The following is a 26,316-nucleotide window of genomic DNA, read 5'->3' as shown; positions in this document are numbered from 1 at the left end:
TGCATCGTCCCCTGATGGATAATAGCACCATAAAGACTGTGACAATAAGCAGGACACCAACAGGAAAATACTATGTCAGTATCTTGGTGGAGTACGAAAACCAAATACTCGCCATAATACCGGAGAACTTTCTTGGTCTGGATTTTGCTATGCATGGTCTGTATGCTGCTTCCGATGAAGCAGATGCAGATTACCCCACTTTCTTGCGGAAAGCTGAGAAAAAATTAGCTAAGGCACAGAGAAAACTTTCTAAGAGACAGAAAGGAAGCCACAATAGGGATAAGCAGAGACTGCATGTAGCCAGGCTTCACGAAAAAATTGCCAATCAGCGCCGTGACTTCCTGCATAAGAAATCCTGTTATCTTGCGGATCGCTATGATGTCATCGGTATTGAAGACATCAGTGTTAAGAACATGGCGAAACACAAGAAGGGCGGCAAATTCAGTTTTGGCAAATCAGTAGCAGACAATGGTTGGAATATGTTCACAAATATGCTGGATTATAAACTAGCATGGCAAGGTAAAAAACTTGTCAAGATAGATAAGTGGTATCCAAGCAGCCAGCTATGCCATGTTTGCGGATATCAAAACCAAGAAACTAAGGATTTATCTGTGCGGGATTGGAATTGTCCTAAGTGTGGCAGCCGCCATAACCGCGATAAGAATGCGGCGATAAATATTCGGGAAGAAGCCAGGCGGATATCTGCCTGATGTAAATAATAAAGTACCGTGGGTCGCACGGGAATCTACGCCTGTGGAGAGTGTGTAAGTCGCCGCAGCTCTTTTGAGCTAGTAGTGCTGTACTCGCTGAAACAGGAAGCTCCCGCCTCTATAGGCGGGAGTACGTTCACAAAACAGTTTATAGGATATGGGCCATTCAGATGTTGCTGTCTGAGTGGCTTTTTTATATGGTAATGGACAACTGTAGTGCAGTTTGATAAAACAAACGTTGCTTTGATATCTTCGATTTGGTATAATATACATAGGGGTGAGTATAATGGAAATAGGGGAGTACAAGGCTACAATTTACGATAATGTGTGGCGCACGATAGTACATGATTTTCCAAATCTCTTGATAGCTTTCGTGAATGAGCTATTTTCGGAAAGCTACAGCAAGGATGCCAGGGTGGAGTTTTTGCAGGATACTCATGAGCAGAAATTGCCGGATGGTACTGTGGAGAAACGTATAAAGGATACTTATTTTCGCATCATTGACAGGGATGGCACTGTCAAAAAGTACCATTTGGAGTGCCAGAGCACGGCGGATAGCAGCATGCTGGTAAGATGGTTTGAATATGGTTCCTGCATAGCCCAGGATGATGCTGTGCAGGAAAATAATCGGATAGTTTTGGAATTTCCCCATGCAGCGGTTTTGTTTTTGCGCTCCAATCGCAATACGCCGGATTATATGCCTATAGAGCTGAAAACACCTGATGGCAGCATAAATTATAAGATTCCAGTTGCCAAGATGCAGAATTATACTATAGATATTATGTTCAAGAAGCGCTTGCTGATTCTATTGCCTTTCTATCTGTTTGTCGTGGAGAAACCTTTAAAGGACTGCGAGGCGGATAGTGATAAGCTGGCATAATTGCTGAATTCCCTGCAAACTATAGTTAAAGGCCTGGATGCGCTTATGCTGCTGGGAGATATTGATGAATTGACACGAAACTCTATTTTGGAATTTAAGCAATATGGTAAATGTTCATTTAGCAAGAAATTATGCTATGGTCAGGAAGGGAGCTGAAGATATTGTGAATGGCAAGATTTTGGAATATGAGGCAAAGACTATATTTCAGGATGGCTGGCGTGAGGGATACAAACAAGGACTTGCAGAAATTCGCGAGGAAATACGCGAGGAAATTATAACAGCTATGCTATGTGAGGGAATAAATATAGATAGGGTTGCCCAAATTGTTAAGATGCCAGTTGAACAGGTCATGGCAATCGGTAAGAAAGTGGCAGTATTATGAGTCTTTCAGGATCATGCAGGGAGAAAATATGATTCAGGGAATGTATTTTGGTGAAAACAAAAATATTGAATTTAAGCGGGAAATTACCAAGAACCATGAAAAAATTTCAATTATTACATTGGCAATGATATATTTTAGGGGTGATTGAATGTATAAAATCAAAACTTTTATGGTTAATAATTTTGGCAAGGTAGCAAATTTGTCTAATGTGCAATGTTCTAATATAAATGTTCTAGTAGGAGAAAATAGTACAGGAAAGACTTTTTTATTAAAAGCGTTGTATTCAGCTGTGCGGGCTCAGGAAGATTTTTGGCGCGGAGAAGATAAGAGACCGGTGGCTGACATTTTGGCAGAGAAGTTAAAATGGACATTTCAGGTTGAGCGCATAGGAGACTTGGTGACAAAACCGGCAAAGGAGCCTTTAAGGTTTAGTATGCTACTTAATGATGAGGAAATGAAATATGGGTTTTCTAAAGACGCTACCAGCAAAATTATTAACCTCACGGGTGGCATTAGTAAAGATGGCAACTCTGTTTTTATTCCGTCCAAGGAGGTTTTGTCTTTATATTCTATTATTCTTAAATCGCGTGAAATAGATAAGGTATTTGGCTTTGATGACACATACTATGATTTGGCAAAGGCATTGAGGATATCGCCTTCACGAGGAAAAAACTATTCAGCCTTTGCTTCAGCTAGAGAAAAGGTAAGAAACATTATTGATGGGCGGGTTCATTTGGATGAAGGAAGTGGTAAGTGGTATTATAAGAACAATAAAAGTCAAAAAATTACCATAGGTGCAACATCGGAAGGAATAAAGAAGCTTTCCATATTGGATAGGTTATTGTCAAATGGATATCTGACAAAAAATTCTATTGTATTCATTGATGAATTGGAAGCAGCGTTACATCCGAGAGCGATTTGTGATTTTTTGGATATGATAGCTGCTATATCAGAAGTTATGGGCATACAGTTTTTTATAACGACACATTCATATTTTGTTATTAAGAAATTGTATTTGATTGCTATGAAGCAGAAGTCGTTGGTGACATGTGTATCCCTTAAGGAAGATGGAAATCATATTTATGGTGATTTGTACGACGGCATGCCTGATAATTCTATTATAGATGTATCTATTGACCTTTATAAGCAAGAGATTGATGAGGTGCTATGATGGATAATGTGTCCTTTGTAGAATCAGAAATGACTTTTCGTATGCGGGCGGAAATGGATATTGGGGAGAATAGGCATTTTTTGGTTATTAACGAAGCTAAAGCTAGAGAAAAGGGCTGGATAAAGTAAAAAATTAGTTTTGGGTATAGCATTGTAAACGAATTTGTGATTTCAGCAGTTCGTTTGCAATGCTTTTGTTTATGCACAAAACATATAAAATATGTAAACTAATTTTAATCTATTTTTCATAAAGTGCATGCATATTTGTGATATAATTATATGAGTTACTTATGAAGCTTGGTTGTACATGTATAGTAAGTTGCTACGATATAGTTATGCCAGAGGAGATGAGAGGATGACACATAAGAGTTGGAAGCTGGCAGGCGGAGCGGTTGGCGTTCTTTGCCTTGTTTTTGTATGCCTGTGGGGAGTGGTGTCATCTCAGTCTTTTATGTCCATGGCGGCGGAGCAGGCAGGGGCTATTGCTACGGAAGCTTTGGATACCCGCATCAGTCTCGGAAACGTTGAGGTGAAGTCATGGCGGGAACTGCAGGTGGATGGCATAGATATCTACGACAAGCGGCAGCAGCTTCTTGCCCATGCAGATGAGGCGGTCATCAGGCTGAGCCCCCTTGCTATGCTGCAGAAGTCAGCGGCCGAGGGTATAAGCTCCATTGATATAAACCGTGCTGATGTGACGATTGTGCAGCGGGAGGATGGCACCTGGAACTTCGCGGACCTCGTCAGTGAGGAAAAGAGCGATACAAGGTTTACGGCACGGATAAATGTGGCGGATTCAACCCTTCGCAGCAGGTATAACAATCAGGATATCGTGCTGGAGCATGTGAACGGCTATGCTGACATGGCCAGCTATCCATCGGTCAGTCTGAAGGCATCCTGCGAGAACAACGGCGCCTCGGCGCAGCTTTCGGCCACTGTTGATACTGATAACGGAGCGAGGCAGACTTTCCAGTTGTCCTTGCAGAATGCAGAGCTGGCAAATTATATGCCGTATCTTCCGGCAGGCACTATCCCTGAGGATGTGCTGAAGGATATTTCCGGCAGGCTGGAGAGCTTGCAGATTGCCGGAGAACGTGTGGGCACGCAGCTTTATTATAACGGACAGGCGGAGCTGGCTGATGGCAGCTTTGTTTTGCTGGGAGAAAACAAGGTGGAAAAGGCAAAGGCCCTTGTTACCTTCAACGAAAGGGAGGCCCGTGTTTTTGCCCGTGCGGAAACCAGGGGACAGCAGGCAGCTGCCCATGGCAGGATTATTATGAATAATGGCAGTCTGTTGCTGGATTTGACGGCATCCTCTGAAAGCTTTGAGCCAAAGGTCATCTTTAAGGATATTCCTTATGAGGGAGCCATGAAGTTTACGGCGCATATTACAGGCGAGGCGGCCAAGCCACGGGTGGATGCCGATATTCAGGTGGGCTCGGGCAGTGTGCAGCAGGTTGCTTTCCGTGATTTGTCGGCAAGTGTTTCCTATGGGGACAGTATGATTGTGATAAATAAGGCAAAGGCCAATCTGGCAGGGGGAGAGGTCTCCCTGACCGGCAGCTTTGATGCCAAAAGCTATGATTTTACCGGCAGTGCCGGCCTTTTCGGCGTATCAGCAGGAGAGCTGGCAGTGCTGGCGAATGATTCCGGCAGCATGGCAGAGCTTGCCTACCTGTCAGGCAGCATCTCCGGCGATGTATCTTTTGCCGGGAATGCTCATGACATGGAAGGCATCAAGCTGTTTGGCAGCCTCAGGGACAGCAGCCTCAGCTATCAGGGGCTGGTGGTCAGCGACCTGGCAGGTTCCGTAGCAAAGCAGGGTAATAAGGTAACGGTGGATTATCTCAGCTGCAGGCTGCCGGGCAATGGCAGCTTCGGGCTGGAAGGCAGCATGGTTCTGGGGGAGAGCGTTGATTTTTCCTTTTATGGCTCCAATGTTGATTTGTCTTTGGTAGATAATCTGGTGCCGGAGGCGCTGATAGCGGGCTTTTTGGATATCAAAGGCACCATGACAGGTGATATTGATAATCCGATTGTGCGTGCCGAGTATGCTGCCCGGGACGGCAGCATCTATCACCAGCCTTTTGACAGGCTGCATGGCTCGGCAGGTGGCAGCCTCCGGGGCGTGAAGATCAAGGATTTTGTCATGGAGCAGGGGGAGAAGACCAAGTGGTACGCCCAGGGCGTCATGGGCTTCCTGGGTGACAAGAAAATCAACATGCGTGTTGATACTGTCAGTGCCCGCATGGAGAACATCATGCAGGTGATAGATCCTAGCCAGCAGCTGACTGGCAATGTGGATAATGTCATTACGATTACAGGTTCCTTGACAAATCCCCATATTGTGGGATATGTGCATTTTTATCAGGGCAGTTATAATGGCATCTTTATTAACGGCATGGACGGTGACTATTTTGTTAAGGATGGCACTGTTACCCTGCAGGATTTCCATGTATTTACGCCATGGCTGGATGTGGATTTCAATGGCACCATTGACCCTGAGTCCAGGCTCAACCTGGATGCCAGGGTGCATGAAATTGACCTGAGCCGCTACAACAAGTACCTGCCGATGCCTTTGCAGGGCAAGGCTCAGTTCAGCGGCAAGCTGACAGGCACAGTTAGCAGCCCGTTGTTTGAGGGCAGGCTGTCTGCCCGGGATTTGTCCGTCAATGGGCAGGCGGTAACAGGTGTTGGGGGAATTATTCAGTATAGTGATGGCTTTGTGTTCTTTAAGGACATGTCCTGCCAGCAGAACGATGGCACATACAAATTTAATGGCCATGTCAATGTTGGCAACAAGCGGCTGAAAGGCAGGCTGGAGGTTGATAAGGGAGATATTCACAGCCTTGTTTCTGCTGCCGGGCTGCCGGATAACGGCATTAACGGAATCATAACCGGCAATGCCGTCCTTGGTGGTACCCTGAGCCAGCCGGAGGTGAAGCTGAATGCCTTTGTTACAGATGGCTCCCTGGGCAGGTATGCCCTGAATGACGTGACAGTGGATGCCGTGCTGGACAACAGGAAAGTTTTTGTCAATGATTTCAGCGGCAGCGAGGGGGAAAAGGGCAGGTTCAGCCTGAAGGGAACGGTGGACCTTGATGGCGATATCAGGCTGCACACATCCCTGCAATCTGTGGATGTGGGTGCCTTTGCAGAGGCTGCCGGCCTTAAAACGCGGCTCGGCGGCACGCTGGATACAGAGTTTGATGTGACAGGCACCTGTGCTGCTCCGGTGGCGGAGATTCCTGTGTCCATAAAAAATCTGCAGGTGGAGAGCACTTTGCTGGATAGTGTGGATGGGCAGCTGGAGCTGGGTGGCAGCAGGGTAAATATCAAGCATGTGGCAGCGCAAAAGAGTTATAACGGTAAAACATATTCATTAACTGCCTCCGGGCAGGTGCCTTTTGCTGCGCTGCGTGAAACCATGCCGACAGAGGATAATCAGTTTGATGTGACCTTTGCGTTAGAGAATGCTGATTTAAGCCTGCTGCCGACGATTTCCAGCTATATTGACTGGGCGGTAGGGCCGACAGACGGCAGAATCCGGCTGCAGGGAACGGCAGCAAGGCCGTATATTACCGGCAGTATGACAGTGGATAATGGTGCATTTAAAATACGCAATGTGTTGAAACCAGTTACTGATTTCAACATGCGTGTAATGTTCACGGGCGACACTGTGACCCTGGAGCGGTGCGGCGGCAATATGGGCAGCGGCAGCTTTGCTTCTAATGGTTTTGTCCACTTGGATGGACTGCGGCCTGATGATTACAATGTGGACTTGGTATTGGATGAGCTGGACGTGGACAGCCCTGTGTTCAAGGGACCTGTAACAGCCAAGGTAAATGTGCAGAAGGATGTGCTTAGCCTGCCGGGGGGAGAAACCAGGAATATGCCGAAGGTGTCAGGGCGGTTGTTCCTTGACAATGTATTGATTTCTTTGCCTAGCGAGCTGCCTGAGTCTTCGGATGATATGCCTCTGGTTGGCATGGATTTCAATTTGGAGCTGGGCAAAAATGTGCGCTTCCTCAGTCCGTCCCTGGGGGATTTGCGCTTGGCGGGCAGTGCTTATTTTGGTGGCACTACCCTGCTGCCGAATACTTCCGGCTCCATTTATGTGAAGAAGGGCACCCTCAGCTACTTGAAGACAAACTTCAAGGTGTATGAGGGCTCCATGACCTTCGGACAGGCTGGCACCCTGATGCCGAAGCTGGTGCTGAAGGCTGGTACGAAGATTAACAAGACCAGCGTATTCCTTTCGCTGAATGGGTTGATTAACAAGATGAAATTCCGGCTCATGTCTAACCCGAAGATGTCTGAGGCGGATATTATCCAGCTTCTGACCTTGCGCAGTGATTATTACAACCGGGATAAGAGCGATGGCAGCAGATTTGCTTCTATGCTGAATATTGGCTTGCAGATGACGATTTTGTCGGAGGTGGAGACCGCCATGCGCAACGCCCTAAACCTTGATGTGCTGACTATTGAGAGGGATACTATCGATGGCAGCAAAAATCTTGGCAGCAGCACGGATGGCAGCAGTGCTGAAAAAAATCGTGACAATAACGACTATGAGGTGTACAATATCACATTGGGTAAATATATTTCTGATAAGGCAATGCTGAAATACACCCAGAGCGTGACTACAAATGATTATAGTTATGGCCTTGACTATGAGCTGTCAGACAGGGTAAGCCTTACCTATAAGCGGGATCAGGATAATGATTATTACGCAGGCGTGGAGGCACGCTTTACCTTTTGATGAGTGATAGATTTTATGATTTTTGAGGAGGTACTTCGGTGCAGCTGGATAAATACCTTGCAGAATTGAATAAAATAGAGCTGCTGGAGTATCAGGAGGAGCAGGAGCTGTGGCAGGCCTATAAGGAATGCGGCAGCCAGCAGGCCAGGAAAAAGCTGATTGAGTCTTACCAGCCGCTGGTGTTCAAGGCGGCTGCTCCCTTCCGCAGCCTTGACAACCTGATGGATGTGCTGCAGGAGGGAACCGTGGGGCTGATTGAGGCGGTGGAAGGCTTTGATTATGCCCGTGGCGTTGCCTTCAGTTTGTTTGCTTCATATCGCATCAAGGGACGCATGTACAATTTCCTCAAGAAGGAAGGCCGTGCTGATGTGGCATGCCTGGAAAGTGGCGGCAGTGAGCAGTTTTCCCCTTTGGAGCTTCTGGCTGATACCGGCACGGCTGTGGCGGAGCAGGTGGAGCTGCAGGAGGCTTCCAGCCAGCTTCAGTCGGCTATGAGCAGGCTGCCTGAGAGGGAGCAGATGGTGCTGGAGCAGATATATGTCAGGTGCCAGGAGGTTTCCGAGGTGGCAGAGCAGATGAATCTGAGCACATCGTATATTTACAGGCTTCAGAAAAGCGGCGTCCGCCGTGTGCGGGGCATGCTGTCCAGATTTATGCATAACTGGAAATAAGATGAATTTTGCAGTATGAGGGAGAAAATTGGCTGAAATTGCCGTTTTTGACCGTATTTCATGAAAAATAGCCAGCAGGGAAAGGCCTGTTTTTGTGGAGTATATCCACAAGTGATTTTTTAGGAGAAGCGATATTATGGATAAGCATAAGACAGTGCGAAATCATATAGCTGCTGCTAAAGGCTGGCTCAGTCAGGCAGAGGAATCCCTTGAGCAGGAAAATGATATCCGGGGGGATCTGAACCTGATGCTGGCACAGGCTGAACTGCGGAGTGCCCAGGAGAAGCAGCCTCAGAAGGCTTGGCTGCTTTGGAGCAGGCGTCTGCTGCCCCTGGCGGCGGCCCTTTGCATTGCTGCCGGGTATGTGGCATATCTCCGGCCTGAGCCGAAGGTGCCTGCAGTGCCGCCGGCCATGCCTGTGGCTGCTGAGCGGACTGTGGAGGCAGGCAGGGAAGCTGGCTCTGCGTCTATAGAGCCGGTGGCTGGTGATTACCATGAAGCGCCGGTAGCTGCTGTGCCGGAGATGGCTGTGGCTGAAAGCCCGGATCAGGGCAGGGATGCCCTGCTGTACCGGCAGGTAGCCGGGACGGAAGCTGTGCCGGAGGCTGCCGGGCAGGAGGCAAAGCCTGCTGCCGTTCAGGCGGCGGTGCCGGATATAGAGCTGCAGAAGCTTATGCAGGCGGCCGGGAATGTTTTGCGTGAATAGGCTGATAATTAATCTTTCAGCTTTTATTTATAAATTAGTTATAGAATATATGGGAGGTATTATCCTTGAAGAGAAATGAGTATAAGTATTTGGCATGTGCAGTGGCACTGTCACTGAGCGTTGGTGCCGGCAGCCAGACAGCTTTTGCTGCTGTGGATGGCAGTGCGGCTCCTGTTGGTTTTGGCGTGGATTTGAATGCTGGCAAGAGTAACATGATTAATATGCCTGCAATGACAGAGGGCAAGGGCTCACTGGAGCTGCCTGATGAGGATACTGCTGATAAGGAGGAAGTAAAGGATGCGGTTCCTACCCGCAACAGCGTCTGGGAGGAGGCCAAGCCTGCCGAGGAGGATGTAATCAAGTCCATTGAGGCAGTTGAGGGAAATACCATCGTAGATGTAAGGTATGAGGGCGTCAGCGAGGATGTTCTGGGTACAGTAAAGCTGGCTCAGGTTTCCAAGCCGGGGGATATCTGCTCCGGCGGCCTTTTGGCAGATGATGCCAGCAGCCTGTATGCTACCGGCTATTTTTATGATGTATATCCTACCTTTGAGACTGTGCCGGAGGGTGTCATTGTTACCTACCATCTTTTTGAGACACCTGTTATCTCCAGCATTGAGCTGAATGGCAATACCGATATTGAGCCTACCAGCAAGCTTCTGGGCAGGATGCAGCTCCGGGAGGGGGAAAGGCTGAACCGCCTGGCCCTGAAGGAGGATGTCCGTGCTATTCAGAAGCAGTACATCAAGGATGGCTACATCATGGCGAAGATTCGCGACATGGAAGTAGGGGATGATGGCAAGCTGGTCATCAAGATAAATGAGGGTATTCTTGAGGGCTTTAAAATCAAGGGCCTGAAGAAGACCAAGGAAAAGGTTGTGCTGCGTGAGCTGCGCCCGAAGGTAGGCAAGCCACTGAACAAGAACGAGGTAGTGCGCAGCTATCAGCGGCTGACCAACCTGGATTTCTTTGAGTCGGTGGATATAAAGCCGATCGCCGGTGTGGAGCCAAATGCCTGCGTGCTGGAGATTGATGTAACTGAGAAGAACACCGGCGTTTTCGGTATCGGTGCAGGCTACAGCAGTGCTGACGGCTTCGTGGGCATGATCAGCCTGGGTGACCGCAATTTCCGTGGTACCGGCGACTCCGTAAATGTTACTGTTTCCAAGAGCAGCACTGACTCCAGTGCCAAGGGCTTTATCTTCTCCTACCGCCGTCCATGGCTGGATAAGAAGGAGACGGCCGGCAGCTTCAAGATTTACAACCGTACCTTTGAGTACAACGAATACAACGAGAATGGCGACTTTGTGGAGGAGTTCATGAGAAAGAACGTGGGCTTTGACCTGGGTGTTTCCCGTCCTCAGAGTGAATATACCACCAATGCTATTACCTTCCGCAACAAGGATGACAAGTACGAGAAGTACAAGAGCGGTACTGACAGAAGTACATGGGAGGAATGGAAGCGGGATAATTTCGGCCTGACCCGTTCCGTGCTGTTCCAGCATATCACCGATACCCGTGACAACTATATCTATCCTACCGAGGGCTACAAATCTGTTCTTGGCTATGAGTATGCCGGTCTGGGCGGTGACTTCAAGTATCATAAGTTCACCATTGATGGCTCCACCTTCCGCAGCGTAGGCCGCAATCAGGTGCTGGTATTCCACGGCAGCTATGGTCACGCTACCAGCAATCTGCCAACTGTTTCCAAGTTCATGCTGGGCGGCCAGGATACCATCCGCGGCTATCGTGATGATATGTTCCGGGGCAACAGCATGGTGCTGGGCAATATTGAGTTCCGCTTCCCTCTGTCCAAGAACTTCAAGGCGGCGCTGTTCACCGACTTTGGTTCTGCCTGGGATAACGGCTGGAAGCCATCCAAGCTCCACGGCAGCTATGGCGTGGGCGTAATGCTGGATTCCCCGCTGGGGCTGATTCGTGTGGATGTGGGCCATGGTACCCAGGGCAACCGCGTTCACTTTAATGTAGGCGGCACGTTCTGATGACAGGGAGGTTGCAGCTGTGCCTGGCCGGTGTGCTGTGTGTGCTGGCAGTGGGTATCAGCTGCTGGCTTTGCCTGCCGCCTGCTGCCTGTGCCGGTAAAACGACGCTGATAGAGCAGGTTGATGTGCAGGTCGGGGCGGAGAAAAATCTGCCTGAGCCTGTGCGGCAGCGCATGGAAAAGAGCGTGGCGGTCATTGCCGGGCAGCTGCTGGAGGGCAGGAAGCTGACCGAGGTCGGCCAGGCCCGGGCGGACTATGCAGGTATCATTCAGCAGGTCTTTGACAAGGTGCTGGTGGGCTATACAGTAAGCCGGGTGGCAGTAGATGTCCAGGATGGCTCCGGCACTGCCCGGGTTCAGGTATTCCTTGTGCCTTGGCAGGATACCATACAAAAAGTCCGGGTGGATGTGTCCGTAGAGGGCATGCCGAAGGTGGCAGAAGCCCTGCTGCAGCAGGATGTGTCAGGCATGGAAGAAGTTTTTCAGTCCAGCCTGCAGGGCCTGCCGGTAGCGGCGGCAGACTGGTCCAATGGGCTTTTAAAGAAGCAGGTGGCCGCCTTTTTGCAGGAGCGGGCACCTGAGTTCAAGGCGGATTTTGATGTGCAGGTGGCAGCGGATACCCGTGTCAAGGTAGTCCTTTATCCCCTCTTGCCAGTGGTTCGTACTGTGGATCTTAGTATGCGGTCAGATACGGTTCTTAATGCCGGGCTTTTGACGAAGCGTCAGAAGATGCAGTCGGCAGTGGATGGGCTGATTGGCCTGCCGGTGCCTTTTGTGGAGAGGCACAGGCAGGAGTTTGAGCATTATCTGGCAGATGTGCTGAACGGTGATGCGGACTTTCGCAGATGGTCGGTGGATACCCAGGTGGCACTGACTCCCGGTGAGCAGATGAAGGTCATGAGCCGCTCGGATTCGGATATTTACAGAGTTCGTCTGGAGGGCTGGGCCGATGTGGGCAATAGCTGGGGCAACCAGCATGATACCAGCCTGAAGGCAAGGCTGCACCTGGGCAGGATGCTGTCGGAGCGCAGTGAGCTGTTTTCCCAGCTGGATTTCTATCCACAGTCCGTGAAGTGGGACTGGGATGTGGGATATAGGTATGCCCTGCCGTCGGGAACCTGGGCCGGGGTGCGGTATGACCTGCGCAATGATTATTTCAAGGTGGATGTGCTTCAGCCTATCAGCCGCAAATGGCTGCTCCGTTATGAGTATCGTGAACTGGAGCATCACAGTGAGTACGGCATACGCTACAAGCTGCATGATTTTCTCAGCCTGGAGTATGCGGTGGATTCCCGTGGCAGCTGGCTGAGATTTATCGGTTATTTTTAGCCCTGTTCGGTTGAAGGAAAAATAAGAGTTTGCTATAATGTAGTTGCCTTTTAGTTAAAGGCGGATGCATTTGTAATATTTTACATTGTAGAAGAAGGAGAAAAGAAAATGGTTCAGTTGAAGAAAGCTCAGGTTAAAATTGTCAGTGTTCTGATTGCGTTGGTATTTGTAGGCAGTGTGGTTGCTTTGGCACTTACTCAGTCTGGTACAGGTGTTGCTTCCGCAGCAGCTTCCTCCAATGTAGGTGTGGTTGACTATCGCCAGTTCACTTCCCTGAAGATTTATACTGATGTGGATGCAGAGATGCAGAAGGCTTTTGAGCAGGCTCGCCAGGATTTCAATGAGAAATCTGCCAACATGAGCGATGAGGAGAAGCAGCAGTATTATCAGCAGACTATGGAGCGCCTGCAGCAGCAGAATGTTGATCTGATGGAGCCGGTAAACAAGCAGATTGAGGATGCCGTAAAGGCTGTTGCTGAGGCAAAGGGCCTTAGCGTGGTTCTCCACAAGGAGACCGTTGTTTATGGCGGTACCGATATTACTCAGGACGTTATCAAGAAGCTGTCCAAGTAATTTTAGTAAATTGTATAGCTGACAGCAGTACCGAGCTCCTTTGGCGCTCGGTACTTTCTTGATATTGAGCTATGGGGGCAATGCACCATGCTCATCCGGCGAGGAGGCGGTTTCGTGGCAGCAGAGCAGGAAAACAGCCAACAGGCTGCTCATAAGACAAGTAAAAGCAAAAGTGTGCTGGCTGGTGCTGCTGTGCTGTTGGTGCTTGCCTGTGGCCTTGCTTTTTATCTATGGTCCGGGGGACGGCAGGCTGTGGCTCCGGCAGGTGAAAAGCCGGTCATCGGTGTGCTGGATTTGCAGCAGGTGGCAAAAGCCCATCCGGATTATGATAAGCTGGTGTCACTCCAGCAGGAGGTGGGCAGCCTGGAGGCATCCTTGTCCCTGGCGCAGATGAAGGCGGAGCTTCCTGCCGCAAAGCCTGATGAGGCACTTTTTCAGGAGGCGGCGGAGCAGAAGCACAGCCTGGAGGCCATCAAGCGCCATTCCCAGCTGGTGGAGGAGCTCAATGCCTTGGCTGAGCAAAAAAGGCAGGAGCTGAAGCCGGAGCTGGAAGCTGAGCGCAGCCAGGTAAGCCAGCCCTATCTTAATGAGGTGCTGAATCTGCGTCTGAAGATTGACAGTGCTGATGTGCTGGGGATTACTCAGGAGCAGGTGCAGGAGATGCTTAACAGGATTGATGCCCTGCAGAAGGAACGCAGCGTGGCATTGGAAAAGCTGAATGATGAGCAGGAAGCCCGCTTTAGGGCACTGATGGAGCAGGAAGCAGCAGGCCCTCTGGCGGAGCTGAAACAGCTTGAGGCACATGAGAGAAATATGGCGCAGCAGCAGGAGTTTGAAAAGGGCATGGCGGCTCAGGAGCGTAATGCTGCAGAAATGCAGCAGGCTCTGTCCCCTGTGCAGGAAAAAATCAGCAACGCTAGAAAGCAGACCTTGCTGGAGGCAAAGAAAATCCAGCTGCAGCAGCTGCAGGAGAAGATTTATAGCGATGTTGCCGGCTTGGCAGCTAAGCTTGCCATTATGCACGGCCTGACGCTGATTTTGTCCAGTCCTGCGGACAGCCTGCGGGGGATTGATTATGAAAAGATGCAGTTTGGTGACTGGCAGCCGGAATTGCTGCCGGTGCTGAATGTGGATACGATGGATTTGACAGATGAGATGCTGCGGGAAATGAAGGTCCTGCAGTGAGTTTGGAAAGAGGCTTTTGGTATGAAAAATAAGAAAAGTATTACAGCTGCGTTGATGTCTGTGCTTTGTGCGGCGGCTCTCTTTGCCGGTTGCGGCAAGGTGAATGTGGGCTATGTGGATCAGAACCGCATTCAGAATGAAGCACCGCAGATAAAGGCGTCCATTGAGGAAATGCAGGGCAAGATGACAGAGGTGCAGAAGGAAGCGGAGCAGAAGCTGCAGGAAGCAAGCTCAAGTGGTGCTTCCGATGAGGATATGCAGAAACTGCAGCAGCAGATGCAGATGAAGGCTGCCGGTGTGCAGCAGCAGTATGCTATCCAGATTAAGGCAAAGGTTGATGCCGCCATGGATGATATTGTCAAGGCCAAGAAGCTGGATACTGTAGTAAACAGCAATGGCAAGGATGGCGTGGTTGTCAGCGGCGGTGTGGATATTACGGAGGATGTCATTCAGAAGCTTCAATAAGCTCTGAGACTAGAGGGGATTTTTTATGATTATGACATTACAGGAGATTGCTGTCAGGGTAAATGGGCAGCTGCAGGGTGATGCCGGGGTGGAAATCAGCGGTGTGAATAACATCAGCGGCGCACAGCCTGGTGATATTACCTTTGCCGATGAGAATCATGTGTCAGAGGCTGCCGGTTGCCGGGCAGGTGCGGTGCTGCTGCCAAAGTCCGTAGCAGAGGCTCAGAAGGGATTTCCGTTGCCGGTGGTCTTTGTGGAGGATACCAGGGCGGCCTTTGCCATCCTGCTGATGGCCTTTACACCGCCGATTGTCCATGAGAAGGGGGTCAGCCCTGAGGCACACATCGGCAAGGATGTAAAAATCGGTGAGAATGTGACCATTATGCCGATGGCCTTTGTGGATGATTATGCTGTCATCGGTGACGGGGTTACTCTTTATCCTCACACTTATATCGGCCAGTATGCGGAGATTGGCGGGGATTCCATCATTTATTCCAATGCTACCATCCGAGAGCACTGCAAGGTGGGAGCCAGGGTTATTGTGCACAGCTCTGCCGTGATTGGTGCGGACGGCTTCGGGTTTACTACGAAGGATGGCGTGCATACCAAGGTGCCGCAGGTGGGCAACGTGGTTCTTGAGGATGATGTGGAGATTGGCGCCCATGCCGGTATAGACCGTGCCACTATCGGCTCTACTGTAATTGGCAAGGGAACCAAGATTGATAATCTGGTGCATATTGGCCATAACTGCCAGATTGGCCCGGGCAACCTGATTGTGGCTCAGACCGGCATTTCCGGCTCCACCACCTCCGGCCCTAATGTTACCTTTGGCGGTCAGACTGGCACGGTAGGGCATATCACTATTGGTGGCAACTCAGTGTTTGCGGCCCGCAGCGGCATTATTGGCAATACCCCCGAGGGCGTGTTCTATGCAGGGTTCCCGGCCAGGCCTCATCAGGAGTGGCTGAGGATGCAGGCACATCTGCAGAAGATTACGGATATGGCAAAGAAGGTTAAGCAGCTGGAGAAGAAGCTGGCGGCTTTAGAGAAAAAGGAATAATAATGATGATGGCTGATGCGGCTTTGCCGCATCAGCCATTATTATTTCCTGCTATACTCCTTTGGGAGTATTTTTTTTTGCCGGAAAATAGTGTAAAATAGTGGTAGTGATTTTGTGAGTGCTAGGGGTTGATGAGATGTACTGGTTTTTGAAGGTGCTGAGCTGGCTGGCCTGCCGCTTTTCCATGGATACATGCCTTGGTGTGGGGAATTTTCTGGGCAGGCTGACCTGGTACGGGGTGCCGGGCAAGCGAAAGAGGATGGGCATTGACAATGTGATGCGCTGCCTGGGGACGGATGCGCAGGAGGCGGAGCGGATTGTCAAGGCATCCTGGGTGCAGTTCGGTCCTATGGTTATGGAGGTGCTGCGCTACCCCGAGCTGATAAAGGAGGGGCGCATGCAGCAGCATGTTTCCATTGAGGGGCTGGAATATTTGCAGGAGGCTATCAGGCAAGGCCAGGGCGGCATTATTGCCACCAATCACAGCGACAGCTGGGAGATTATGGGGGCTGCTTTGGCTCAGTACGGAGTGCCGCTGGTAGGGGTTGCCAAGAAGCAGAAGAACCATCAGGCGGACAGGTTCATCATCGAGTACCGGGAACTGTCCGGCATGCACATCACCTATAGCTCCGATGTCCGGGAGATGTTCAAGATGATTAAGGAGGGCTGGCTCATCGGCTTGATTATGGACCAGGATCCAAGCTTGAGGGATGGTATTATCTTGGATTTTTTCGGCCGCAAGACCAACTGCGTCACAGGCCCTGCCACTCTGGCACGGTTCCAGAATGCACCGATTTTTCCTGGTCAGATTCGTCATCGTCCTGATGGTGGGCATCATATCACTATTTTTCCGCCGGTTTATGTGGAGAAGACGAAGAACAAGCAGGAGGATATCAGGCGCACCATGCAGCAGCTGGTGGATATTCTTGAGCAGCAGATAAGGAATTACCCGGAGGACTGGTTCTGGCTTCATGACAGGTGGAAGTCTGTACGCTCCTTGGGATTGGATTAAAATCAAGTGACATATTTATCATAATGTGATAATATTAATATGATAAGCACAAATATAGGGGAGGGATGAATTTGGCATTACAGACGACGATTGCCTCTGCAGTCAGCTACAAAGGGGTAGGACTGCATTCCGGCAAGGATGTGACTATGGAGCTGCAGCCGGCAGATGCAGGAACCGGTATTGTTTTTGTCCGGGGGGATTTGCCGGGACAGCCGCAGGTGGAGGCAACGGCAGAAAATGTAACTTCCACCATGCGGGCAACCACTATCGAGGCTAACGGCATCAAGATGTTTACCATTGAGCATCTCATGTCTGCCCTGCATGGCGCAGGTGTTGATAATGTGAAGGTGGTCATTGATGCGGAGGAGCCGCCGGTGGCCGATGGCAGCAGCCGGGAGTTCTTTCAGTTGCTTCAAAAGGCTGGCATCAGGGAACTGGCAGCTGAGCGGCAGGAGCTGGTGGTGGACAGGCTCTATAGGGTAGATGACGGGGATAAATTTGTTCTGGCACTGCCCTATGATGGTTTCCGTGTCAGCTTTACCTCCATCAATCCTCATCCGCTGATTGGCATCCAGTATGGGGATTATGAGATTACGCCGGATGTATACAGCAAGGAGGTTGCTGCGGCCAGGACCATTGCCTATGAGGCCGAGGTGGAGGCACTGCACAAGATGGGGCTGGGCCTTGGGGGCACGCTGGAAAATGTCATTGTTTACAACGATGAGGGCTGGATGAATCCCCTCTTATACCCTGATGAGCTGGTGCGCCACAAGATTCTTGATCTGGTGGGTGACTTGCGCCTGGCAGGCGTTGTCCGGGGGCATTTCGTGGCTGTCAAGTCCGGCCATGCGCTTAATACGGCTATGTCCAAGCTTTTAAAGCAGGAGCTTGGTAAATGATATATGTAAAAATAAATTAGAATGGAAGAAGGTTTTTTATATGGTATTGGAAATTGATGAGATAAAGAAGATTTTGCCGCATCGTGCGCCTTTCCTGCTGGTAGATCGCATTATTGAGATTGATCCTTTCAAGTCTGCTGTGGGCATCAAGAATGTAACCTACAATGAGCCTCAGTTCCACGGACATTTCCCTCACAAGGCCATTATGCCGGGGGTGCTGATTTTGGAGGCTATGGCGCAGGTTGGCGGTATTGCCATGCTTTACCCGGAGGAGAACCGCGGCAAGATTGCCCTGTTCGGCGGTATGGACAATATCAAGTTCAAGAAGATGGTAGTGCCTGGGGATCAGATGATTATGAAGGCAAACCTTTTGAAGGTACATGGTGACTACGGCAAGCTCCATGCAGAGTCCTATGTGGATGATGTGCTGGCGGCACAGGCTGATTTTACCTTTGCTTTGCAGAGACCGGAGGATTAAGCTGAAAAAGCAAGCTAATACGAGAAATTCTTAGTATTCCTGTGAAAACAGCCAAATATGAAAGAATATAGCATTCAGCTTTTGCCGGGCAACCGGTGACTGTATGTAGGATATTAGGTGTACTGACGATAAGCTGCTTCGGGGGTACTAAAGGAGTTGGGATAAATGGCGGATAACTTTGATGTTACTGCAAAGATACATAATTTTGCTGTGGTGCATCCAAATGCCAAAATTGGTAAAAATGTAGAAATAGGACCTTTTACTGTTATTGGCGAAAATGTAGAAATAGACGAAGGCACTATTGTAGGGCCAAGCGTGGTGATTACCGGCTGGACGAAGATTGGCAAGGACTGCCATATTTTCCAGGGGGCTTCCATCGGTGAGGAGCCTCAGGACTTGAAATTTGCCGGGGAAAAGAGCTATACGGTCATCGGCGACAGGACCAAGGTACATGAATTCTGTACTATTCATCGGGCTACCGGTGAAGGGGAATACACCCGCATCGGTGATGACTGCCTTTTGATGGCATATGTGCATGTAGCCCACAACTGCGTGCTGGGCAACAATGTTATCATGGCAAATGCCGCCATGGTGGCAGGCCATGTAGTGGTTGAGGACAGGGCTATTATCGGCGGCAAGGCCGGTGTTCATCAGTTTGTTCGTGTGGGCAAGCAGGCCATGATCAGCGGCATGTCCAGGAATATCCATGATGTAGTGCCGTATACTATTGTTGACGGCTTCCCTGCCCGGGCCTGCGGCCTGAACAGCGTGGGTATCGCCAGGGCCGGCATAGCGCCTGCCAACCGCCGCAGCATCAAGCAGGCATACCGTCTGCTGTACCGTTCCGGCCTGCGGCTCAGCGAGGCTATTGAGGCCATTGAGCAGGAGGTTGAGTCCTGCCCTGAGGTGGAGCACATGTTGCAGTTCCTGAGAAATGCCGACCGGGGCATCTGCCGTCCGGCAGGCCACAGCGGCGACAAGAAGAAGGACGATGCAGAGGAATGATACACAAGCTCATTCATTTGGAGGATGATTGCTTATATGGAAAAAATTGGATTGCTGGCAGGCGTAGGCAGGCTGCCTGTGGAATGTGCCAGGGCGGCAAAGGCTATGGGCTACGAGGTGTATGCTGTGGGCCTGATTCCAGGGGTAGAGCCGGAGCTGAAGGAGTGCGTGGCTGATTATACTGATATCAGCGTGGCACATTTGCAGGCGATTATAGATTACCTAAAATCAAAGGGCGTAACCAAGGTTACCATGCTGGGGAAGGTTACCAAGGAGCTTTTGTACAGCGGCCAGCATGCCGCTCCTGACATGCGCATGCTGGGGCTGATGTTTTCCCTGCCTGACCGCAAGGACGATACCCTGATGCTGGCTTTTGTCAGGGAGCTTGCCAAGGACGGGCTGGAGGCCTTTGACCAGACTGCCCTCATCCGTTCCCTGATGCCGAAGCCTGGCGTTTTGACTAAGCGTCAGCCTACGGAGCAGGAGCTTCAGGATATGGAGTTCGGCATGAGGATGGCACGGGAAATTGGCCGATTGGATGTGGGGCAGACCGTTGTTGTCAAGCAGCAGGCAGTGATGGCACTGGAAGCTATCGAGGGGACTGATGCCTGCATCCGCCGTGGCGGAGAGCTGGCACGGGGCGGTGCCGTTGTGGCAAAGACTGCCAAGCCGAACCAGGACCTGCGCTTTGATGTGCCTGCTGTAGGGCTGAAGACCATGGAAATCATGGTGGAGGTCGGCGCGAAGGCACTGGTTATCGAGGCTGGCAGGACGCTGCTGGTAGAACAGGACAAGGTTATAGCTTTGGCTGAGGCTCATGATATTGCTATTGCAGCAATGGAATAAGAGACTTTGGACGCGGCGGATACGGCTCTGTATTCTCGCGTCTTTTGTGTGTTTTTTTGAGGGATTTTATGAAGATAATGCTGTCAGCCGGGGAAGCATCCGGTGATTTGCACGGGGAAAGCCTTGCCCGTGCCATGCAGAAGCTGCAGCCAGGCGTTGAGCTGGTGGGCTTTGGGGGACCGAAAATGGCAGGTGCCGGTGTCCGCCTCTGTGCAGATATGCGGGAATATAGTATAATGGGCGTATGGGAGGTCATCAAAAATCTCAGGCGGATTTTTGGGCTGCTGGAAAAATTGCAGGAGTTTATGGCGGAGGAAAAGCCTGACCTTCTGGTACTTATAGATTACCCGGATTTCAACTGGCGTTTGGCGGCAAAGGCAAAAGCCATGGGAATACCGGTCTTTTCCTATATTCCGCCTTCGGCCTGGGCCTGGCGCAAGGGCAGGGCAAAGAAATGTGCGGCATTGGCGGATGAGCTGGCGGCGATTTTTCCTTTTGAGCTGCCTGTATATCAGGCGGCAGGGGCCAATATCTCCTTTCAGGGAAATCCCCTGCTTGATACGGTAAAATCATCTATGAGCACTGGTGAGGCACGAAACTATTTTCAGGTTTCCCAAAAGGGTGAGCCTGTGCTTTTGCTGCCTGGCAGCAGGAAGCAGGAGATAGAGATGCTGTTCCCGGTGATGCTGGAGGCGGCGGCTCTTTTGCAGGCGGAACGCCATAGCCTGGAGTTCTTTGTGCCCATAGCTGCCGGTATTGACCAGTATATGCTGGAAAAGATGGCTGCCGGCAGGGGCGTGAACCTGTGCTTTACCCATGATAGGACATATGATTTGATGAATATCTGCAGCTTCGCCATAGCTACCTCCGGCACGGTGGTGCTGGAGGCGGCCATTATGGGTCTGCCCTGCGTGTCCCTTTATCGCATGGCGCCTTTGAATTATGCCATTGGCAGGCTGCTGGTGAAGATAGACTATTTTACGTTGCCCAACATTTTGGCAGGCAGGTCTGTGCAGCCGGAGCTTCTGCAGGACCAGGTAACGGCTCAGGGCGTTTTTCAGGCGGCAAGGCGGTTTTATAGAGAGCCAGGCTACAGGGAGCAGGTTGTGTCCGGGCTGCAGGAGGCTGTGGACAGGCTGGGTGAGCCGGGGGCTGCTGAGCGTGTAGCTGGCAGGATTTTGGCTGCCGCGAAAGAATACGGCAGGACGGGGGATGCTTGATGAAGAATTACTTACGCCTATTGGCTTATATAAAACCCTATAAGAAGCGGCTGGCAGCAGCTGTGGTGTGCATTATTATGGCTGCCGGTGCCAATCTTTACCTGCCGTGGATTATCAAGGACATGATTGACGATGTGCTCATGTCCAAGGATATGCTGATGCTGAATTTGATTGCGGCAGGCATTTTGGTGGTCATGTTCACCCGTGGCGTGTTCTACTACGGGCAGAGCTATCTGGTGTCCTATGTGGGGCAGCGTGTCATCATTGATGTGCGCAGCATGCTGTTCAGGAAATTCCAGAAGATGCCTTTGTCCTACTATGACAGGCAGCAGACCGGCACGGTCATGAGCTACATCACTAATGATGTGTCTGCCATGCAGAGCGCCATTGTGGACAACCTCATCGAGCTGGTGACGGAAAGCTCTATCCTGATTGGCTCCCTGGCCATGATGATTTACCTGGACTGGAAGCTGAGCCTCCTGACCCTGATGACCATTCCTCTGGTGGGCTTTGCCATGAAGATATTTGGCCGCAAGCTGAAGCGTTCCAGCACGGTGATTCAGGAGCGGGCGGCAGAGATTACCTCCCTTTTGCAGGAAAGCATCTCCGCCATCCGGGTGGTGAAGTCTTTTGTGCGTGAAACCTATGAAATCAAGCGGTTCGAGGAGCAGAACTGGAGGAATTTCCAGGCTGCCATGAAGAACGTGAAGCTCAGCAGCCTGCTGACGCCGACAGTGGAGTTTTTGGCGGCTATTGCTGTTACTTTTATTGTCTGGTTCGGCGGCTATGAGGTGGTCAACGAGGTGATTACCGCCGGTGAGCTGGTGGCGTTCCTGACTTATGCCGTCAACCTTGCCAACCCGGTGAAGCGCCTGTCCCGTGTCTATGCTGCTATTCAAAGGGCCATGGCGGCAGCTGACCGCGTGTTTGCGGTGATGGATTTGGAGGAGAAGATTACTGACGTGCCGGGGGCGAAGCCTCTGCCGCCTATCAAGGGCCAGGTGGAGTTCAAGGATATCACCTTCTCCTATAAGGAAGGACAGCCGGCCCTGCAGCATATTTCCCTCAAAGCGGAGCCGGGTCAGATGATTGCCCTGGTGGGGCCGAGCGGCAGCGGCAAGTCTACTATTGCCAACCTGATTCCGCGGTTTTATGATGTGGACAGCGGCACTATTTCCATTGACGGCCATGATATCCGTCAGGTGACGGCTGACTCCCTCCGGGAGCAGATCGGGCTGGTGCCACAGGAAACCATGCTGTTCAGCACCACTGTTATGGAAAACATCCGCTATGGCAGGCTGGATGCTACGGATGAAGAAGTGGTGGAGGCAGCCAGGGCTGCCAATGCAGAGGAGTTCATCAAGGATTTGCCTGAGGGCTATGATACTAAGTTAGGCGAGAGAGGTCTCAATCTTTCCGGTGGTCAGCGCCAGCGCCTTGCCATTGCCAGGGCAATTTTGAAAAATCCCCGGGTGCTGATTCTGGACGAGGCTACCTCGGCACTGGATACGGAGAGCGAGAAGATTGTGCAGGATGCACTGGATAAATTGATGGTGGGCAGGACTTCTTTCGTCATCGCCCATCGTCTTTCGACGATTTTTAATGCTGACCAGATTTTCGTGGTGGAAAATGGTCATTTGCGTGAGCATGGCACTCACGAGGAGCTGCTGGCGGCAGGAGGACTGTACAGCAATCTGTACAACATCCAGTTCCGCCAAAATGAAGCTATGTAAGGAGAAGCGTTATGCGGCTATTGTATAATGTGGCAGCAGTATTGGTGGTTATTCTGATGATACCTGCCTTCTGCGTGCGGGCCATCAGGGAAAAAGGCTTTGTCAACAGGATAAAGCAGCAGCTGGGCTTTTTGCCAAAGCATGCCCTGGATAAAGTTGCCCGCAAAAATTGTATATGGGTCCATGCAGCTTCCGTAGGGGAGATTGTGGCGGCGAGCCCGCTTATCAAGGAGTTTCGCCGGGAATTTCCCAATACGCCTATTTTGGTGTCCGTATTTACCAACAGCGGCTATGAAATGGCAAACCGCATTATAAAAGATGCGGACAGCATCATCCATTTTCCTTTTGACCTGCCGTGGCTGTCGGCGCATCTTTTGTACAAGGTGCGGCCGAGGGTGTTTATGCCGGTGGAGACGGAGCTGTGGCCGAACTTTTTAAAGGCGGCAAAGGAAATGGAAATTCCTGTCATGATGGTGAACGGGCGCATCAGCGAAAAGAGCGTGTCCCGTTATCGCTATCTCCATGGCCTTTGGTATGATATGCTGGACACTATCAAGTATTTTGCCATGCAGTCCCCGGTGGATGCGGAGAATATCCTGCGGCTGGGGGCCAATAAGGAGCTGGTGACGGTTACCGGCAATACCAAGTTTGACCAGACCTACACGGATGTCAGCAGCGGGGAAAAGCAGCAGCTTTTGAAGGAGCTGGGGCTGGCGGATAATGACGGCATCTTTTTGGCCGGTTCCACCCACAAGGGGGAGGAGGAGCATGTGCTGGCGGCTTTCGCGGAAATACGGAAAACCCATCCCAGGGCAAAGCTTTTGATTGCTCCCCGTGCCGTGCTGAGGACGGGGCACATTCAGTCCATGTGCCAGCAGAGGGGATTTACCTCGGCAACCCGTACCCAGCTTTTGGAGCAGCCGTCAGAAGGGCACGATGTGGTGCTTTTGAATACCATCGGTGAGCTGGGCAAGGTGTACAGCATCGGCGATGTTATATTTGTTGGCGGTAGCATGATACCTCATGGCGGCCACAATATTTTGGAGCCTGCTGCCCACGGCAAGGCGATTATCGTGGGTGAGCACATGTTTAATTTCAAGGATACTCACGTGCTGTTCTCCAAGCGCAATGCTGTTGTCACCGTTAAAAGCCAGCAGGAGCTGGTGCAGGCGGCTGCCAGGCTGTTTGCGGATGTTGAGGAGCGCCGCCGCATGGAGCAGGAAACCCTGAAAATCTGCGGGGAGAACCGGGGGGCAGCCAGGCGGACAGCGGTTATTCTCCACGAGCTTCTGGACAGGTGCGAGGCCAAGGATAAAATCAAGGCTACAGACAAGCTGGAGAACTTCCAGACATATTTCTTCCAGCTGATTCACGGCAAGGAGCCAAAGGGCTTCGGCATCAGGTGCTTTGTGATGCTTCTGCAGGTGTTTGCCTATATCTACGGCATACTGCTGAATTTGAAGCTGGCAGGGTACAACTGCGGCATCTTCAGCAAGAAGAAGCTGGACTGCTACGTTATCAGCCTGGGCAATATTACCGTAGGCGGCACCGGCAAGACGCCGACAGCCCAACGGCTGGCGAAAGCTATCCGGGATTTGGGTTACAAGGTGGTTATCCTGAACCGGGGCTACCGGGCCAAGTGGCAGGGGGAAATCGGCGTGGTTTCTGACGGTAGCCAGCTGAAGATGGATGCGGCTACCGCCGGTGACGAGGCTTTTATGCTGGCCAAGCATCTGCCAAGCGTGCCGGTGCTTATCGGTCCGGAGCGTGCCAAGACCGGCCAGTATGCGGTGGAGCATTTCGGTGCCCAGGTAGCTATTTTGGATGATGGCTACCAGCATTGGCAGTTAGAACGGGATCTGGATGTGGTGCTGATTGATGCGGTCAATGTCTTTGGCAATGGGCATATCCTGCCACGGGGGACTTTGCGGGAGCCGCTTTCTCATCTAAAAAGGGCGGATGTGTGTCTTCTGACCAAGGTTGACCAGGCAGAGAGGGGCTCTATTGCCTATATCAAGAAAAAAATTGCTGAATATGGGCATAATCCGATTGTTGTGGAGAGCATCCATCAGCCCCAGGCCTGCGTGGAGCTGTCTGAATGGGTGAAGAATATTGCCAGCGAGGGAATGCCGATTGATACCATCAGGGGCAGGAAGGTGATTGCCCTGTCAGCTATCGGCAATCCTGCCTCTTTCGAGCAGACTCTTGCCAACGCAGGGGCGGATGTGATTGAGAGCTTCCGGTTTCCTGACCATCATGAATATACATTGGAGGAAATTCAGGATGCTGTCACCCAGGCTGTACGCCAGGGGGCGGAGGCCATCGTGACTACGGAGAAGGATGCTGTGAAGCTGCCGAAGCTGCAGGAAAAGGACAAGCTGCTGCCTATCTATGTGGTGACTGTGGAGGTTGTCATGCAGGATGGGGGCGAGGAAATCGGCCGACTGCTTAAGGAGCGTCTTGCTGAATATTTTAGGAGGTCAGGAGAGAAATGAATACATTGTGTGTAATTCCGGCCAGATATGCTTCTACCAGGCTGCCTGGTAAGCCACTGGCTGATATAGCTGGCAAGCCTATGATTGTCAGGGTTTATGAGCAGGCATCCAGGGCAAAACGCCTTTCCGGGGTGATTGCAGCTGTGGATGATGAGCGTGTATACGAAGCTGTAGTCTCCCATGGCGGCAAGGCCATGATGACGGCAAAGGATCACTCTACCGGCACGGACCGGCTGGCAGAGGTGGCGGCGGCCCACCCTGAGGCGGAGCTGATTATCAACGTGCAGGGTGATGAGCCATTGATTGAGCCTGATCTGATTGATGCCCTGGCGGTTGCCTTTGAGGAGGAGCCGGAGCTGCAGATGGCTACGGTCAAGTCTCCTATGACTGATGAAAATGAGATGAGGAACCCCAACAATGTGAAGGTGGTTACAGATAAAGAGGGCTATGCCCTGTATTTTTCCCGTTCTCTGCTGCCATACCCAAGGGAGAATACCGGTGTGACTGTCTATAAGCACATCGGCATCTATGCCTACCGGCGAGATTTTCTCCTGCAGTATGCCAGGATGGAGCCCACTGCCCTGGAGCAGACGGAGTCCCTGGAGCAGCTCAGGGCATTGGAAAACGGTTACAAAATCAAGGTTATTGCCACTGATTTCAGGTTTGTAGGCGTGGATACGCCTGAGGATTTGGCAGAGGTAAACAGGTTGTACGAGGAACGCCTTTAACGGCT

Annotated in this window: 23 protein-coding genes; all 23 read left to right on the top strand. The window is 51.1% G+C overall.

Going from position 1 to position 26,316, the window contains the following annotated elements; genetic code table 11:
- The coding region (locus FYJ84_RS03560; protein WP_154406208.1) for an RNA-guided endonuclease TnpB family protein at nt 1–710 on the top strand (710 nt) is incomplete at its 5' end.
- Between the two features lie 286 nt (nt 711–996).
- A complete protein-coding gene (locus FYJ84_RS03555) occupies nt 997–1,590 on the top strand; it encodes a hypothetical protein (protein ID WP_154406207.1) in 594 nt (197 codons plus the stop codon).
- Between the two features lie 103 nt (nt 1,591–1,693).
- Nucleotides 1,694–1,972, top strand: coding sequence for a hypothetical protein (locus FYJ84_RS03550; protein ID WP_154406206.1), 279 nt, complete (start codon nt 1,694–1,696; stop codon nt 1,970–1,972).
- A gap of 148 nt (nt 1,973–2,120) precedes the next feature.
- Nucleotides 2,121–3,143 (top strand): AAA family ATPase, encoded by a 1,023-nt coding sequence (locus tag FYJ84_RS03545; protein ID WP_205764080.1) that lies wholly within the window; start codon nt 2,121–2,123, stop codon nt 3,141–3,143.
- Nucleotides 3,140–3,271 (top strand): hypothetical protein, encoded by a 132-nt coding sequence (locus tag FYJ84_RS14765; RefSeq protein ID WP_268878679.1) that lies wholly within the window; start codon nt 3,140–3,142, stop codon nt 3,269–3,271. Before FYJ84_RS03545 ends, FYJ84_RS14765 begins: the two co-directional genes overlap by 4 nt.
- Before the next feature lie 226 nt (nt 3,272–3,497).
- On the top strand, nt 3,498–7,904 hold the full coding sequence (locus FYJ84_RS03540) for a translocation/assembly module TamB domain-containing protein (RefSeq protein WP_205764079.1): 4,407 nt from the start codon (nt 3,498–3,500) through the stop codon (nt 7,902–7,904).
- A gap of 38 nt (nt 7,905–7,942) precedes the next feature.
- Nucleotides 7,943–8,575, top strand: a complete 633-nt coding sequence (locus FYJ84_RS03535) for a sigma-70 family RNA polymerase sigma factor (protein WP_277007932.1) — start codon at nt 7,943–7,945, stop codon at nt 8,573–8,575.
- Nucleotides 8,576–8,711: 136 nt separating this feature from the next.
- Entirely contained in the window at nt 8,712–9,281 is a 570-nt protein-coding gene (locus FYJ84_RS03530) for a hypothetical protein (protein ID WP_154406203.1), read from the top strand.
- Between the two features lie 65 nt (nt 9,282–9,346).
- A complete protein-coding gene (locus FYJ84_RS03525) occupies nt 9,347–11,284 on the top strand; it encodes a BamA/OMP85 family outer membrane protein (protein WP_154406201.1) in 1,938 nt (645 codons plus the stop codon).
- Nucleotides 11,284–12,612, top strand: coding sequence for an acylphosphatase (locus FYJ84_RS03520; protein WP_154406199.1), 1,329 nt, complete (start codon nt 11,284–11,286; stop codon nt 12,610–12,612). Before FYJ84_RS03525 ends, FYJ84_RS03520 begins: the two co-directional genes overlap by 1 nt.
- Nucleotides 12,613–12,720: 108 nt before the next feature.
- Entirely contained in the window at nt 12,721–13,185 is a 465-nt protein-coding gene (locus FYJ84_RS03515) for an OmpH family outer membrane protein (protein WP_154406197.1), read from the top strand.
- A 114-nt stretch (nt 13,186–13,299) separates the two neighbouring features.
- The gene (locus tag FYJ84_RS03510; protein WP_154406195.1) at nt 13,300–14,370 is read left to right on the top strand and encodes a hypothetical protein; all 1,071 of its coding nucleotides are present in this window, start codon (nt 13,300–13,302) and stop codon (nt 14,368–14,370) included.
- Nucleotides 14,371–14,391: 21 nt separating this feature from the next.
- Nucleotides 14,392–14,835 carry an OmpH family outer membrane protein gene (locus tag FYJ84_RS03505; protein WP_235901334.1) on the top strand — a complete coding sequence of 148 codons (444 nt, stop codon included), beginning with the start codon at nt 14,392–14,394 and terminating at the stop codon, nt 14,833–14,835.
- Between the two features lie 25 nt (nt 14,836–14,860).
- Nucleotides 14,861–15,895: a UDP-3-O-(3-hydroxymyristoyl)glucosamine N-acyltransferase gene (lpxD, locus tag FYJ84_RS03500; RefSeq protein WP_154406193.1), complete on the top strand. Its 1,035-nt coding sequence runs from the start codon at nt 14,861–14,863 to the stop codon at nt 15,893–15,895.
- Nucleotides 15,896–16,031: 136 nt separating this feature from the next.
- Nucleotides 16,032–16,907 carry a lysophospholipid acyltransferase family protein gene (locus FYJ84_RS03495; protein ID WP_154406191.1) on the top strand — a complete coding sequence of 292 codons (876 nt, stop codon included), beginning with the start codon at nt 16,032–16,034 and terminating at the stop codon, nt 16,905–16,907.
- Nucleotides 16,908–16,972: 65 nt separating this feature from the next.
- Nucleotides 16,973–17,806: a UDP-3-O-acyl-N-acetylglucosamine deacetylase gene (gene lpxC, locus FYJ84_RS03490; protein ID WP_405738409.1), complete on the top strand. Its 834-nt coding sequence runs from the start codon at nt 16,973–16,975 to the stop codon at nt 17,804–17,806.
- 40 nt (nt 17,807–17,846) lie between these two features.
- Nucleotides 17,847–18,284 (top strand): 3-hydroxyacyl-ACP dehydratase FabZ, encoded by a 438-nt coding sequence (gene fabZ / locus FYJ84_RS03485; RefSeq protein WP_154406187.1) that lies wholly within the window; start codon nt 17,847–17,849, stop codon nt 18,282–18,284.
- 165 nt (nt 18,285–18,449) lie between these two features.
- Complete coding sequence (gene lpxA / locus FYJ84_RS03480; RefSeq protein ID WP_154406185.1) at nt 18,450–19,289, top strand: acyl-ACP--UDP-N-acetylglucosamine O-acyltransferase; 840 nt, start codon at nt 18,450–18,452, stop codon at nt 19,287–19,289.
- 36 nt (nt 19,290–19,325) lie between these two features.
- Nucleotides 19,326–20,135: an LpxI family protein gene (locus FYJ84_RS03475; protein WP_154406183.1), complete on the top strand. Its 810-nt coding sequence runs from the start codon at nt 19,326–19,328 to the stop codon at nt 20,133–20,135.
- Between the two features lie 68 nt (nt 20,136–20,203).
- Entirely contained in the window at nt 20,204–21,355 is a 1,152-nt protein-coding gene (lpxB, locus tag FYJ84_RS03470; RefSeq protein WP_154406181.1) for a lipid-A-disaccharide synthase, read from the top strand.
- Nucleotides 21,355–23,088: a lipid A export permease/ATP-binding protein MsbA gene (gene msbA / locus FYJ84_RS03465; protein ID WP_154406179.1), complete on the top strand. Its 1,734-nt coding sequence runs from the start codon at nt 21,355–21,357 to the stop codon at nt 23,086–23,088. Before lpxB ends, msbA begins: the two co-directional genes overlap by 1 nt.
- 11 nt (nt 23,089–23,099) lie before the next feature.
- Complete coding sequence (lpxK, locus tag FYJ84_RS03460) at nt 23,100–25,583, top strand: tetraacyldisaccharide 4'-kinase (RefSeq protein WP_154406177.1); 2,484 nt, start codon at nt 23,100–23,102, stop codon at nt 25,581–25,583.
- Entirely contained in the window at nt 25,580–26,311 is a 732-nt protein-coding gene (gene kdsB / locus FYJ84_RS03455; protein WP_154406175.1) for a 3-deoxy-manno-octulosonate cytidylyltransferase, read from the top strand. The genes lpxK and kdsB overlap by 4 nt, the downstream gene beginning before the upstream one ends.
- The last annotated feature ends 5 nt before the right edge of the window (nt 26,312–26,316 follow it).

Source organism: Anaerovibrio slackiae (genome assembly GCF_009695585.1).
Taxonomy (GTDB): Bacteria; Bacillota; Negativicutes; order Selenomonadales; family Selenomonadaceae; genus Anaerovibrio; species Anaerovibrio slackiae.
The sequence above is the reverse complement of the archived record's forward strand: the minus strand, read 5'-3'. Positions and strand labels throughout refer to the sequence as shown.